Consider the following 14,465-nt stretch of genomic DNA (forward strand, 5'->3'; position numbering starts at 1 on the left):
CCTTAAGCCTGGGCCGCCAGCACAGGTTTCATGTAGGAGATAGGCGCGGTGGCTTCGTCGTCGAAGGTCACCACTTCCCATGCGTCCTCTTCCGCCCTGAGCTTGCGGAGCAGCTTATTATTCAGATCGTGACCGGATTTGATGCCCCGGAACTCACCAATCAGGCTGTTACCAAGCAGATACAGGTCGCCGATGGCGTCCAGCACCTTGTGCTTGACGAACTCGTCGTCGTAACGAAGACCGTCTTCGTTCAGGATCTTGTAGTCGTCAACCACGATGGCGTTATCCACACTGCCGCCCAGCGCCAGGTTCATGGCCCGCAGCTTCTCGATGTCACGCATGAACCCGAAGGTCCGTGCCCGACTCACTTCCTTGACGAAGGAGGTGCTTGAGAAGTCCACGGTGGCGGTCTGCGCCCGCCCCTTGAACACCGGGTGGTCGAAGTCGATGCCGAAGCTCACCTTGAAGCCCTCGAATGGCAGGAAGGTCGCCTTCTTGTCACCCTCTTCAATGGTCACTTCGCGCTTGATGCGGATAAAGCGCTTGGCCGCTTCCTGCTCGGCAATGCCTGCAGACTGAAGCAGGAACACGAAGGGTCCGGCGGAGCCATCCATGATCGGCACTTCAGCGGCGCTGAGTTCCACAAAGCAGTTATCGATACCGAGACCAGCCATAGCTGACAGTAGGTGTTCCACTGTCGCAACACGGACACCGTCTTTTACCAGCGTCGTGGACAGCATGGTCTCCCCAACATTTTCCGCGCAGGCACGAATCTCGACCATCGGGTCCAGATCCGTACGGCGGAAGATGATACCCGAGTCAACGGGCGCGGGCTTCAGGGTCAGGTAGACCTTCTCCCCGGAATGCAGCCCCACACCGGTCGCACGGATGGTATTTTTAAGTGTCCGTTGTCTGATCATCGGTTAATAATTCCGTCACAAAATGTCGATATTCTGAGCAAAAATCTGCCCGGAGAATATCAGAAAGTAAGACTGAGTACCATTTAACCACCCTGGCTTTTCATGAAATTTACAATAAGCCAACGAACGGTAATCAGTACCCCTGTACCGGTCGGTCAGGCCAGTAATGCCGCCTAATGCGAACCGGATACCACTTGCAACAAATTATCAATCAGCCTGGCGCCGGAGGAATGCGGGAATATCGAGATAGTCCACGCCCTGTTCCTCGCTTTCCTTGCTCTGATCGATCGCCACATTGCCGTGGGACACGGCGCGACGACGCAGAACTGCGGGACGGTCCAGCTGGTTGTAATCGGTTTTGCCATCCAGGGTGCGGGTGTTGTCCACCACCTTAGTCGGCTTCTCGCGGTCGCCGCCCAGGCCGGTCGCAACCACGGTGACCTTCAGTTCGTCGGTCATCTCCGGATCAATCACGGTACCCACCACGACGGTCGCGGAATCCGAGGCAAACTCACGCACAATGTCGCCAACCTCGGAGAACTCGCCCAGGTTGAGGTCCATGCCCGCGGTGATGTTGACCAGGATGCCCTTGGCGCCCTGCAGGTTGATGTCCTCCAGCAGCGGGCTGCGTACGGCGGCTTCGGCAGCCTCGCGGGCCCGGTTTTCGCCGGTGGCACGGGCGGTGCCCATCATCGCCATGCCCATCTCGGACATGACCGTCTTTACGTCAGCAAAGTCGACGTTGATCATACCGTTGCGGGTAATCAGGTCGGCAATGCCCTGAACCGCGCCCAACAGCACGTCGTTGGCGGCGGCGAAAGCATCCAGCAGGCTGGTCTTCTTGCCCATGACCGCCAGCAGCTTCTCGTTCGGAATGGTGATCAGCGAGTCAACGCTTTCTTCCAGCTCCTTCAGACCGGACTCGGCCACGCTCATGCGCTTGCCACCCTCGAACATGAACGGCTTGGTGACCACCGCCACGGTCAGGATGCCCAGTTCACGGGCCACATCGGCAACCACCGGGGCCGCGCCGGTACCGGTGCCGCCGCCCATGCCGGCCGTGATGAACACCATGTCCGCGCCCTTCAGGGACTCGGCAATGCGGTCCCGGTCCTCCAGCGCGGACTGACGGCCGACTTCCGGATTGGCGCCGGCACCCAGGCCCTTGGTGATATTGCCACCCAGCTGGATGATCTGGCGCGCGTCCATATCAGTCAGCGCTTGGGCGTCTGTGTTGGCGCAGATGAATTCCACACCTTCGATGTCGCTATTCAGCATGTGGCGTACGGCGTTACCGCCGCCGCCGCCGACACCAACGACTTTAATGACAGCGTTTTGCTGGACATTATCGACGAGTTCAAACATTTCCCCTACTCCTTCGTGCTGTTATGTCAGCCTTTCCAGGCTGTTTGTTCGAGATTGTGTTTTCGAGATACCTTCGTTTACTGCTTCCTGGTCCGGTCAGAACTGACCGGTAAACCAGGCCTTCATGCGCTCAAACAGCGAGGGTGCTTCTTCACCCTTGAGCACCGGCGCTCGCCCAAGATCCATCTGGCGAAAGCCATGGATCAGCAACCCGACGCCGGTGGCGTAGATCGGGTTGTTGACCACTTCCGTCATGCCGGAGACCGCCTGCGGACAGGCCAGCCGGACCGGCATGTGGAAGATTTCCTCGGCCAGCTCCACCACACCTTCCATGGTGGAGGAGCCGCCTGTAATCACGATGCCTGCGGGAATCATGTCCTCGAAGCCGGAACGACGCAGTTCCGACTGGACCAGGGTGAACAGCTCTTCGTAGCGGGGCTCGACCACCTCGGCCAGGGCCTGACGGGACAGGTCCCTGGGCGCGCGGTCACCGACACTCGGGACCTTGATGGTTTCGTCCGCACCGGCCAGCTGGGTCAGGGCGCAGGCGTACTTGATCTTGATTTCCTCGGCGTTCTGGGTCGGAGTCCGCAACGCCATGGCGATGTCGTTGGTGACCTGGTCGCCGGCGATGGGAATCACCGCGGTGTGACGGATGGCACCGCCGGTGAACACCGCGATGTCGGTGGTGCCGCCGCCGATGTCGACCACGCAGACCCCGAGCTCTTTCTCGTCCTCGGTCAGGATGGCGTGACTGGAGGCCAGCTGCTCAAGGATGATGTCGTCCACCTCGAGGCCGCAGCGCTTCACGCATTTCTCGATGTTCTGGGCCGCGTTGACCGCGCAGGTCACCAGGTGAACCTTGGCTTCGAGCCGGACCCCGGACATGCCCATGGGTTCCTTGATGCCCTCCTGGCTGTCGATCACAAACTCCTGGGGCAGGATGTGCAGGATCTTCTGATCCGCCGGAATGGCGACGGCCTGGGCCGCGTCGATCACCCGATCGATGTCGGCCTGGGTCACTTCGCGGTCCCGGATCGCGACAATGCCATGGGAGTTCAGGCTCTTGATGTGGCTACCGGCAATGCCGGCATACACCGAGTGGATGCGGCAGCCCGCCATCAACTCGGCCTCCTCCACAGCGCGCTGGATGGCCTGAACGGTGGTCTCGATGTTCACCACCACACCGCGTTTGAGGCCACGCGACGGATGGGAACCGATACCCACCACTTCGATGGTGCCGTCCATCTTGCGCTTGCCGACGATCGCCACCACCTTGGAGGTTCCGATATCGAGGCCGACAATCATGTTTTCCGTTTCAACCGATGACATGTATCTCACCAAACCGTGGTCAAAATTAACCGTTGTTATGAATTCGGGCCGGCGGCCGTTTCCGCCGCCTTCCATTGCACCGCGACACCGTTGGTGTAGCGGGCATCCACCCGACTGACTTCATCCGACCGCGACGCCAGCCGGGTTTCATAAACCGTGATGAAACGCTCGAACCGCTGTTCCACCTGATCCCGGCCCAGCACCACTTCGATGCCGCTGGCCAGATGCAGGGTCCAGGCCCCGCGCTGCTCCAGGGTCAGGCCGGCGAAATTCAGGCCGTGTCCCTGCAGTTGTTCACTCATGCTCTGGGCCATGCGAATCACGTCCCGGACACGCTCGTCGGGCCCCGCCAGCCGTGGCAGGCGTCCCGCCACCTCCGGATTGGCCGGGGCAAACAGCTCACCGGTGCGGCTGACCAGGCGGCCATCGGTCCAGTAGGCCAGCGGTTTTTTCTCCCGCACGTCAACCACCAACCGATCCGGCCAGACCCGGCGCACCGCCGCGGATTCCACCCAGGGCCGCTGCTCCAGGCTGGTCTTGATCTCCGACAGATCGGTGGAGAAGTAACTCTTGCCGATCCAGTTGCCAGCGGCCCGCTCGATCGCAACCCGGCTGTCGCCCAGGAACTGGCCATTCACATCCACCGCCATGAACTGCTGGTCCATGGCACCGAGTACCTTGCCGGTGCCCCAGGGCACCAGCGCTGCCAGCATCACCACCACGGCTCCCATGCCCACCTGAAGCCAGGGCACCGCCGCCAGCACCGCTTTCAACACGCCAAACCGGTCCCGCTCCGGCTCGAGGGACGTTGCCCCCCGACGCCGGGAGGGTTCGGACGGAACCGCCCGACTCCGGATCAGCAGTGTCTCAAGCATCGGCATCCTCCAGGGTGTCCCGGAGAATCCGGACCACCAGTTCCTCGAAGCTGATCCCGGCCGCGCGCGCCGCCATGGGCACCAGGCTGTGATCGGTCATGCCGGGCACGGTGTTGATCTCCAGCAGCCAGAACTGGCCGTCGGCGTCCTGCATGATGTCGACCCGGCCCCAGGTCCGGCACCCCACCACCCGGAACGCATCCAGCGCCAGGTGCTGCAGGCGCAGCTCGTCGTCCGGCGCCAGGCCGCAGGGAATGCGGTAGCGGGTATCGTCGGCCAGGTACTTGGCGTCGTAATCGTAAAACTCGTGGTCGGTGCTCAGGCCGATGGCCGGTAGCGCCCGATCCTGCAGCAAGCTGACGGTGAATTCCGGGCCCTCGACCCACTCCTCGACCAGCACCAGCGTGTCCAGGGCCTCGGCTTTCTCATAGGCCTCGATCAGCTCCTCAACCGAGGACACCTTGCGAATGCCGATGCTCGACCCCTCCCGGGACGGCTTCACGCTCAGGGGCATGCGCAGCTCGGCGGCAATCTGTTTCGCGTCGGCCACCGAGGCCATGGTCCGGAATTTGGGCGTGGGCAGGCCACAGCCTTCAAACACATACTTGGTGCGCAACTTGTCCATGGCCAGGGCCGACGCCAGCACCTCGCTGCCGGTGTAGGGAATGCCCGCCTGCGCCAGGATGGCCTGCAGGGTGCCGTCTTCACCGCCACGACCGTGCAGGGCAATGAACACCCGATCAAACTCCGGCTCATCCACGGTTTCCAGGAGACAGCCCCGGACGTCCACCGCAAAGGCATCGACGCCGGCCGACTGCAAGGCCGCCAGCACCGCCTTGCCGCTCTTCAGGGACACTTCGCGCTCGGCGGAATCGCCGCCCATGAAAACCGCGACGCGACCAAGAGCCCGGACCAGTTCCGGGTCAGCCTGGTAGGCCTGGGGTTCGGAATGTTGCATCTCACTCACTGGCTATCACTCCTGCTGCGGCCAATCGCGCCGCTACGCCACCAATATCGCCGGCGCCCTGGGTAATCAGCAGGTCGCCGTCCTGCAGCACATTGGCCAGCAGGCTTTCAATTTCGTTGTTGTCCTCGACGAAGATCGGCTCCACCTTGCCCCGCTGCCGAATGCTCCGGCACAGGGCGCGGCCATCTGCACCCGGAATCGCGGGCTCGCCGGCGGAGTACACCTCCATCAACAGCAGCCCATCCACCTCCGACAATACCCGGACAAAGTCCTCGTACAGGTCCCGGGTCCGGCTGTAGCGGTGGGGCTGGTACAGCATCACCAGGCGCCGGTCCGGCCAGGCATCGTGGGCGGCCCGAATCACCGCCTCGACTTCGGTCGGGTGATGGCCGTAATCGTCCACCAGAGTGACGGTGCCCTTGGGGGTCTGGTAATCGCCGTACACCTGGAACCGGCGGCCAACGCCGGCAAACCCGGCCAGGCCCTGGCCGATGGCGGCGTCGTCCACGCCCTCGTCGGTCGCCACCGCGATGGCGGCGAGCGCATTCAGCACGTTGTGACGGCCAGGCATCTTCAGCTCCACCGCCAGATCACTGCGACCGCCGGGCCGTTTGACCACGAAGCGGGTGCGCAGGCCATCGGACTGGATCTGTTCGGCCCGGTAATCGGCGTCCGGGTTGTCGATGCCGTAGGTGATGATGGCGCGGGAGATACGTGGAATGATTTCCCGGACATAGCCGTCGTCCACGCACATGACCGCCACGCCGTAGAACGGCAGGTTGTGCAGGAAATCGACGAAGGTTTGCTTCAGTTTCTCGACATCGCCGCCGTAGGTATCCATGTGGTCGGCTTCGATGTTGGTGACCACCGAAATCACCGGCGTCAGGTGCAGGAAGGAGGCGTCGCTTTCGTCGGCCTCGGCGACCAGATAGCGGGAACCGCCCAACTGGGCGTTGGTACCGGCGCTGTTGAGCTTGCCACCGATGACAAAGGTGGGATCCAGCCCGGCTTCGCCCAACACCGAGGCGATCAGGCTGGTGGTAGTGGTCTTGCCATGGGTGCCGGCCACGGCAATGCCATGACGGTAGCGCATGATTTCCGCCAGCATCTCCGCACGCGGCACGATGGGCACGCGGCGATTGCGGGCCGCAACCACTTCCGGGTTATCCGCGGCCACCGCCGAGGACACCACCACCACATCGGCCTTGGCGCTGTTCTCGGCCCGGTGGCCGATCTGCACTTCCACGCCCATGCCTTGCAGACGGGCGGTGACCACGCCTTCTTTCAGGTCGGAACCGGACACGTCGTAGCCCTGGTTCTTCAGTACCTCGGCGATACCGCTCATGCCAGCGCCGCCAATACCCACAAAATGGATGTGACGGATCCGGCGCATTTCCGGCACCTGATAGACCAGGGGCTGGTTGTTAGCGTCAGCCATGGGCGGCCTCCAGACAATAATTCACGACTCTCTCCGTTGCATCCGGGCGGGCCAGCGCGCGCGCGGCCTTCGCCATGTTCATTACCCGGGACCGGTCTTTGGCCAGGTCCTCCAGGGTCTCGGCCAGCCCGTCGGGGGTCAGACGGGACTGGGAAATCATCAGGGCAGCCCCGGCTTGCACCATTTGCTGCCCGTTCTGGGTCTGGTGATCGTCGACGGCGTGGGGAAAAGGCACCAGGATCGCCCCTACGCCAGCGGCACACAGCTCGGACACGGTCAGAGCGCCGCTGCGACAGAGCACCACATCGGCCCAGTCATAGGCCTCGGCCATGTCCTTGATGAACGGCTCCAGCCGGGCGTCGACGCCCGCCTGTTCGTAAGCACTCTGGGCCGCGTCAAGGTTCTTTTCGCCGCACTGGTGCCGGACGTCGGGACGATCCCCCTCCGCCATCTGGGCCAGGGCGGCCGGTACCTGCTGGTTAAACACCTGGGCGCCAAGACTGCCTCCGACCACCAGCACCCTGAGCCGGCCGTTGCGCTCCGCCAGGCGCTGTTCCGGCGCCGGCAGTTGGGTCAGGTCGGTGCGCACCGGATTGCCGGTGCACCGGGTGATCACGTCGCCGCCAAAGCTGCCGGGGAAGGCCTCCAGCACCGTCTTGGCAAACCGCACCAGCAACCGGTTGGTCAGCCCGGCCACGGCGTTCTGCTCGTGGATCACCAGGGGCGTGCGGGTCAGCCAGGCCGCCACGCCACCGGGGCCGGTGACAAAACCACCCATGCCCACCACGCAATCCGGTCGGATGCGGCGCACGATGGTAAAGGCCTCGCCCAGCGCCCGCATCAGCCGGAAGGGCGCCAACACCAGGGCCAGCTTGCCCTTGCCCCGCAGGCCACTGATGTGAATCAGCGACAGCGGGATGTCGGTCTCACCGATAAGCCGCTGCTCCATGCCACCGCTGGCACCCAGCCAATAGACCTGGTGCCCCTTCTCTTCCAGGGCGCGGGCCGTGGCCAGAGCCGGGAACACGTGGCCGCCGGTACCGCCGGCCATCATCAGGAAACGACGCTGTTCAGTCATACACCGCCCCTCCCCGCTGTTTCGGTCCGGTCTTCTCCCGGGCCAGACGTTCCTGGTCGAGCCGTTCCATTTCCACCCGCGCCAGCACGCCGATGCACACACACATGATCATCAGGCTGGAACCGCCATAGCTCACCAGCGGCAGGGTCAGGCCCTTGGTGGGCAGCAAGCCGGTGCTGACCGCGATGTTGATGGTCGCCTGCAGCCCGATCAGCAGGGTGATGCCGTAGGAGAAACAGGCGCCAAACGGCATGTTGGCCTTTTCCGCCCGGCGGGCGATCACGAAGCCACTGACCACCAGCAGGGTGAACAGCGCCAGCACAATCAGCGAGCCCAGCAGACCAAACTCCTCGGCGATGATGGCGAAGATGAAATCGGTGTGGGCTTCCGGCAGATAGAACAGCTTCTGGATCGAGTTGCCCAGGCCCACTCCGCCCCAGTCGCCGCGGCCGAAGGCAATGAGCGACTGGGTCAACTGGTAACCGCTGTCGAACTGGTCTTTCCAGGGGTCGAGGTAGCTGACCACGCGCTTGAGCCGGTACGGCTGGGTCAGTACCAGCAGCGCTCCGAGCACCACCAGCACCACGATCAGGGGCACGAAGCGGGTGAGCCGAACGCCACTCAGGAAAATCATGCCGGCGGCCGCGGACACCAGCACCACGGTGGCGCCGAAGTCGGGCTGGATCACCAGCAGGACCGAGGCCACGCCCAGCACCACCAGCGGCTTCAGGAAACCGGCCCAGGTGTTCAGCAGTTCCTCGCGACGACGCACCACGTAACCGGCCAGGTAGGCAATCAGACACAGCTTGGCCACCTCGGACACCTGGACATTGAACAGACCGAAAGGGATCCAGCGGGTGGAGCCGTTGACCGTCCGGCCCAGGGGGGTCAGTACCAGCACCAGGGCCAGCAGGCCGATGCCCAGCAGCAGCCAGCCGCTGCGCTCCCACCAGGCCACCGGCACATTGACCGCCACCAGTGCCAGGGCACAGCCCATGGCCGCAAACAGCAACTGGCGAATGACGTAGTGGTAGCTGTTGCCCATGGTCTCGGTGGCAATGTCCATGGACGCCGACGAAATCATCACCACGCCCATGACCAGCAGGGCCACGGCACTGATCACCAGCATCGGCAGGGGCCGGAGTTCTCCGAGCCAGGCGTTGGCGTTTGGCATGGCGATCCCGGTCTGCATCACAGCGCCTCCACCAATGCCCGGAACTGATCGCCGCGATCGCCATAATCCCGGAACATGTCAAAGCTGGCGCACGCGGGCGACAGCAGGACCCGGTCTCCGGGCTGCGCCAGACTGCGAGCCAGCGCCACCGCGTCGGCCAGGGTCTGGGCCCGATGCTGGTCGACGCCGTTGCCCAGGGCCTCGGCGATCTGGCCGGCATCCCGCCCGATCAGGACCACCGCCCGGCAGTGCAGCAGGGCCGGTGCCTCCAGCGGCGAGAAATCGGCGCCCTTGCCTTCACCACCGGCAATCAGCACCACCTTGCCGTCGGCCGGCGCCAGACTCTCGATGGCGGCGACCGAGGCTCCCACGTTGGTGCCCTTGGAGTCGTTGATGTAATCGACGCCGTCCAGCTGCCGGATGAACTCGCAGCGATGAGGCAGACCGGGGAAATGGCGTGCCACTTCCAGCATCCCCTCCATCGGCAGGCCGACGGCGTGGCCCAGTGCCAGCGCCGCCATGACGTTGCTGAGGTTGTGCTGGCCCATGAGTTTGAGCTCGCTGGCCAGCAACAGGTTGTCGAAACCAAAGGTAATCCAGGTGCCCTGGTCGTCGTCCCGGGTGCTGAAGGTGTCCGGGTTGACCCGGTGGAAACCGAAACACAGGAACCGCAGGTTGTCCCGGGCCATGGGGGTGCTCAGGGCATCGTCCAGATTGACCACGGCGTTCTGGCAACCGCGGAAGATCCGCTGCTTGGCCTGGAAATAGGCCATCTTGTTCGGATACCGGTCCATGTGATCGTCGCTGACATTCAGGACCGTGGCCGCCAGGGCGTTGAGTTCGTCCGTGGTCTCGAGCTGGAAGCTGGACAGTTCCAGTACGTAGAGGTCCGCGCCCCGGCCGAGCAGATCCAACGCCGGCGTGCCGATGTTGCCGCCCACCTCGACCTTGCGCCCGGCCGCCCGGGCCATCTCGCCCACCAGGGTGGTGACGGTGGTTTTGCCGTTGGAGCCGGTGATGGCCAGGATCGGCGCATCGGCGGCCTCGGCAAACAGGTCGATGTCGCCGCGAATGCGGGCACCGTTCTCGGCGGCCTGGGCAATGGCCGGCTCGGTCACGCCGATACCCGGGCTGACCACCAGCTCGTTAAAGCCGGAAAACAGCTCCGGATCGAAGGCCCCCAGATACACGGGTACGTCCGGCCAGCCGGCTTTCAGCTCATCCAGCCCCGGCGGTGCCTGGCGGCTGTCGGCCACGGCGATCTCCCGTCCCTGGTCGGACAGGTAGCGCACGCAGGAAAGCCCGGTCTTCCCGAGCCCTACGATCAGCGTGCGACGATCCGACACAATGACACCCATAGCGTTTCCCGACTCCTAACGCAGCTTCAGACTGGCGAGGCCAATCAGAACCAGAACCACGGTGACCACCCAGAAGCGCACGATGACGCGCGGCTCCGGCCAGCCCTTCAATTCAAAATGGTGATGCAGCGGCGCCATACGGAAAATGCGCCGGCCGGTGAGCCGGAACGAGGCGACCTGCAAAATCACCGAGACGGTCTCCATCACAAACACACCGCCCATGATGAACAGCACGATTTCCTGACGGACGATAACCGCGACCACCCCGAGCGCGGCGCCCAGGGCCAGGGCCCCGACATCACCCATGAACACCTGGGCCGGGTAAGTGTTGAACCAGAGGAAACCGAGGCCGGCGCCGACGATGGCGCCACAGAAGACGATCAGCTCACCGGTGCCCGGCAGGTGGGGAATCAGCAGGTAATCGGCAAACTGGGCGTGGCCGGACAGGTAGGCAAAGATCCCCAGGGCTCCGCCGACCATCACCGTCGGCATGATCGCCAGACCGTCCAGGCCGTCGGTGAGATTGACGGCGTTGCTGCTGCCCACGATGACGAAATAGGTCAGCAGGATGAACACCACCGGGCCCAGGGTCAGGGACACCTGCTTGACGAAGGGCACGTACAGGGAGGTTTCCTGAGGCAAGGCGGAACTGAAAAACAGGGCAACCGCGGCTCCGGCCCCGATCACCGACTGCCAGAAGTATTTCCAGCGCGCTGGCAGGCCCCGGGGGTTGCGCTCCACCACCTTACGGTAATCATCGACCCAACCGATGGCACCGAACAGCAGGGTCACCAGCAGGGTCACCCAGACGTAGCGGCTGGTCAGATCGGCCCACAGCAGGGTGCTGATGCCAATCGCCACCAGGATCAGGGCGCCGCCCATGGTCGGCGTGCCGGCCTTGCTCAAATGGGTTTGCGGGCCATCGTCCCGAACCGCCTGGCCAATCTGATACTGGCTCAGCTTGCGGATCATCACCGGGCCAATAATCAGGGAAATCAGCAACGCCGTCAGCGTACCCAGAATCCCGCGCAGGGTCAGGTACTGAAACACGGTCAGCGCCGAGAAATATTGCGATAGAACCTCTGTCAGCCAGAGCAGCATCAGTTATTCACCTTTTCCTTAATTCCCTCCACCACGCGATCCATGGCGGAACTGCGAGAACCTTTCACCAGGACCGTCAGCGGGGCCTGCTGACCGGCAAGAACGGCCGTTACGGCCTCATCATGGGTCTGAAACATTTCGGTGCCGGCGCCGAAGCCGTCGGCATAACCTTCACAGCCCGGCCCGACCGTAACCAGCCGTTCGATGCCCTCGACGCGGGCGAACTCGCCCACGTCCTGATGCATGCTGCGCGCCTGGGGGCCCAGTTCGGCCATCCCACCCAGCACGGCCACCCGGGTTCCCGGGCGTTTGGCCAGGACACTCAGGGCCGCTTTGATGGAGGCGGGATTGGCGTTGTAGCTGTCGTCGATCACCGTCAGCTGCGGCGTCAGCTCAAGACTTTGCAGGCGGCCTTTGACCGGCGCCACCGCCGCCAGGCCTGCGGTAATGGCACGGTCGTCGGCGCCCAATTCACGGGCGGCGGCAACCGCCAACATGGCGTTGGTCAGGTTGTGCTCGCCTGCCAGCGCCAGGCACAGGGTACAGTGCCAACGCCCTGGGCCCATTACCCGGAAGCTCTGGCCGGCGGTGCCGGCATCGATCAGCTCGGAGCGGTAATCGGCATCCGGGTGGCCGGCGCGACTGACGCTCACCACCCGGCGCTCACCGGCCCTGGACCGCCACTGGTCAAACGCGGGGTCATCCCGGTTCAGGACCACCAGGCCGTCCTCCGGGACACCGTCGATGATCTCGCCCTTGGCCAGCACGATGTTCTCGTAGCTGCCAAACCCTTCCAGGTGCGCCGAGCCGGCGTTGGTGAGGATGGCCACCCGCGGCCGGGTGATCGCCACCGTGTGGGCAATTTCCCCGAGCCCGCTGGCCCCCAACTCAATGGCGCCGAACCGGTGCTTTGGTTCCAGACCGAACAGGGTCAGCGGCACACCGATGTGGTTGTTCAGATTGCCCTGGGTCGCCAGGGTTGGCCCCATCTGCGCCAGGATTGCCGCGGTCATCTCCCGCACCGTGGTTTTGCCGCTGCTGCCGGTGACCGCCACCAGGGCGGCGGCGCTTTCATCACGGTTACCGGCGGCCAGCCGGGCCAGGGCGTCCACCGTGTCTTTGACCACCAGCTGCGGCAGATCAACCGCGGGGTCCGCCAGATCCACCACCGCGGCCACGGCGCCGCAGTCCCGCGCTTTTTGCAGGAACCGGTGGCCGTCGAAATTCTCACCCCGAAGCGCGACAAACAGCTGGCCGTCGGTCAGGGCGCGGGTATCGGTGGAGACGCCCTCGAAACGGATCTGCTCCGGCGCCTGGGCCACCGTCGTGGCGCCGGTCCACTGCTGGGCCTCGGCCAGCGAAAAGGCGCGCATCATGCCACACCCCCATTCAAGTTCAAGCCGTGCCGAACCTGCTCGGCATCGCTGAACGGCAGCTTCTGTCCCGCCAGCTCCTGGTAGGCTTCGTGGCCTTTGCCGGCGATCAGGACCAGATCGTCCGGCGAGGCCATCTGGATGGCCGCCTGAATCGCCTGGGCCCGGTCGTGGATGACCTGGGCCCGGTCCGGAGCCGAGAAGCCGGCCAGGATATCCCGGGCGATGGCCTCGGGCGCTTCGCTGCGCGGGTTGTCATCGGTCACGATAACGACATCCGCGCGCTGTTCCGCCTCCCGCGCCATTTCCGGACGCTTGCCGCGGTCCCGGTCACCGCCGCAGCCAAAGACGCAGATCAGGCGTCCGGCCACGTGCGGGCGCAGGGCCGCCAGCGCATTGGCCAGGGCATCCGGGGTGTGGGCGTAATCGACCACCACACGGTTGCCGTTAGCGCCGGTAAACTTTTCCAGACGCCCGGGCGGGGGCACCAGACGAGCCACCGCGGACTGCACCCGCTCCAGCGGGACACCCAGGCTCAATACCGTGGCCATGGCCGCCAGCACGTTGCTGGCGTTGAAGCTGCCCATCAGCGGCACGGCGATGTCGAACGCGCCCCATTGGCCGTCGACGCTGGCCTCGAAGCCATCGTCGGTGGGCGCGAAGGATTTCAGCCAGAGTTCGGTCTGGGGCTCGTGCAGACTGTAACGAATGCGATCGCACTGGCCCTCGAGCTGCTCGTACAACTGCCGGCCAAAGGGATCGTCGTAATTGATCACCGACAGATGCAGGGCCTCGCGGGTGAACAGGCGGGCCTTGGCCTCGCCATAGGCCTCCATGGTGCCGTGGTAATCGAGGTGATCGCGGGTCAGGTTGGTGAACACACCCGCCGCGATGGTGAGGTCGTCGACCCGCCCCTGATCCAGGGCGTGGGACGACACCTCCATCACCGCCGCGCGGCCGCCCTGGCTGAGGATCCGGGACAATACCCGATTGACCTGAACCACGTCGGGGGTGGTGTGACTGGCCGGCTGCAGGGCGCCTGGCATGCCATACCCCAGGGTGCCCAGCATGCCACAGGGCGTGCCGGTATGCCGGAGCAGATCCGCCACATACTGGGTCACCGAGGTCTTACCATTGGTGCCCGTCACGCCCACCAGGCGCAAACGCTGGGACGGGTGTTCGAAAAAGCGGTCGGCAATCTGCCCGAGCCGGCGCCGCAGACCGACCACCGGTACCAGCAGCGCACCCTTGAACTCGGAGCACTCACCCGCCTGCTCCGATTCCAGCAGTACCACCGTGGCGCCGGCCGCGATGGCGTCGTCCACGTAATGGTCGGCGGACGTTCGGGCGCCAGCCAGGGCGACAAAGGCATCGCCGGATTTGACCTCGCGACTGTCGGTCTTGAGGCCATGAATGGTCACGTCGAACACCGACGGCACGGCCGCGATTCCCTGTAACAACGTACTGAGCGATGTGATGCACAT

Annotated in this window: 12 protein-coding genes; all 12 read right to left on the reverse strand. The window is 64.3% G+C overall.

All coding sequences use genetic code 11. From position 1 onward, the window contains the following. Nucleotides 1-2: 2 nt before the first annotated feature. Nucleotides 3-920 (reverse strand): UDP-3-O-acyl-N-acetylglucosamine deacetylase, encoded by a 918-nt coding sequence (lpxC, locus tag U5822_RS03110; RefSeq protein ID WP_127330694.1) that lies wholly within the window; start codon nucleotides 918-920, stop codon nucleotides 3-5. Nucleotides 921-1,127: 207 nt separating this feature from the next. After that, nucleotides 1,128-2,285, reverse strand: coding sequence for a cell division protein FtsZ (gene ftsZ / locus U5822_RS03115; protein WP_322854159.1), 1,158 nt, complete (start codon nucleotides 2,283-2,285; stop codon nucleotides 1,128-1,130). Nucleotides 2,286-2,381: 96 nt separating this feature from the next. Beyond that, on the reverse strand, nucleotides 2,382-3,617 hold the full coding sequence (gene ftsA / locus U5822_RS03120; RefSeq protein WP_138440935.1) for a cell division protein FtsA: 1,236 nt from the start codon (nucleotides 3,615-3,617) through the stop codon (nucleotides 2,382-2,384). 35 nt (nucleotides 3,618-3,652) lie between these two features. Further along, a complete protein-coding gene (locus U5822_RS03125; RefSeq protein ID WP_322854160.1) occupies nucleotides 3,653-4,492 on the reverse strand; it encodes a cell division protein FtsQ/DivIB in 840 nt (279 codons plus the stop codon). Then, the gene (locus tag U5822_RS03130; protein ID WP_322854202.1) at nucleotides 4,485-5,450 is read right to left on the reverse strand and encodes a D-alanine--D-alanine ligase; all 966 of its coding nucleotides are present in this window, start codon (nucleotides 5,448-5,450) and stop codon (nucleotides 4,485-4,487) included. Before U5822_RS03130 ends, U5822_RS03125 begins: the two co-directional genes overlap by 8 nt. 1 nt (nucleotide 5,451) lies before the next feature. Then, complete coding sequence (gene murC, locus U5822_RS03135) at nucleotides 5,452-6,897, reverse strand: UDP-N-acetylmuramate--L-alanine ligase (RefSeq protein ID WP_322854161.1); 1,446 nt, start codon at nucleotides 6,895-6,897, stop codon at nucleotides 5,452-5,454. Beyond that, nucleotides 6,890-7,975 carry an undecaprenyldiphospho-muramoylpentapeptide beta-N-acetylglucosaminyltransferase gene (murG, locus tag U5822_RS03140; protein WP_322854162.1) on the reverse strand — a complete coding sequence of 362 codons (1,086 nt, stop codon included), beginning with the start codon at nucleotides 7,973-7,975 and terminating at the stop codon, nucleotides 6,890-6,892. The genes murC and murG overlap by 8 nt, the downstream gene beginning before the upstream one ends. Continuing rightward, the gene (ftsW, locus tag U5822_RS03145; protein ID WP_322854163.1) at nucleotides 7,968-9,167 is read right to left on the reverse strand and encodes a putative lipid II flippase FtsW; all 1,200 of its coding nucleotides are present in this window, start codon (nucleotides 9,165-9,167) and stop codon (nucleotides 7,968-7,970) included. Before ftsW ends, murG begins: the two co-directional genes overlap by 8 nt. Further along, the gene (gene murD, locus U5822_RS03150; protein ID WP_322854164.1) at nucleotides 9,167-10,507 is read right to left on the reverse strand and encodes a UDP-N-acetylmuramoyl-L-alanine--D-glutamate ligase; all 1,341 of its coding nucleotides are present in this window, start codon (nucleotides 10,505-10,507) and stop codon (nucleotides 9,167-9,169) included. The genes ftsW and murD overlap by 1 nt, the downstream gene beginning before the upstream one ends. 15 nt (nucleotides 10,508-10,522) lie before the next feature. Then, nucleotides 10,523-11,608, reverse strand: coding sequence for a phospho-N-acetylmuramoyl-pentapeptide-transferase (gene mraY / locus U5822_RS03155; RefSeq protein ID WP_322854165.1), 1,086 nt, complete (start codon nucleotides 11,606-11,608; stop codon nucleotides 10,523-10,525). Next, nucleotides 11,608-12,984 carry a UDP-N-acetylmuramoyl-tripeptide--D-alanyl-D-alanine ligase gene (locus tag U5822_RS03160; RefSeq protein ID WP_322854166.1) on the reverse strand — a complete coding sequence of 459 codons (1,377 nt, stop codon included), beginning with the start codon at nucleotides 12,982-12,984 and terminating at the stop codon, nucleotides 11,608-11,610. Before U5822_RS03160 ends, mraY begins: the two co-directional genes overlap by 1 nt. Next, the gene (locus U5822_RS03165) at nucleotides 12,981-14,465 is read right to left on the reverse strand and encodes a UDP-N-acetylmuramoyl-L-alanyl-D-glutamate--2,6-diaminopimelate ligase (RefSeq protein ID WP_322854167.1); all 1,485 of its coding nucleotides are present in this window, start codon (nucleotides 14,463-14,465) and stop codon (nucleotides 12,981-12,983) included. Before U5822_RS03165 ends, U5822_RS03160 begins: the two co-directional genes overlap by 4 nt.

The organism is Marinobacter qingdaonensis (genome assembly GCF_034555935.1).
Classification (GTDB): Bacteria; Pseudomonadota; Gammaproteobacteria; order Pseudomonadales; family Oleiphilaceae; genus Marinobacter; species Marinobacter qingdaonensis.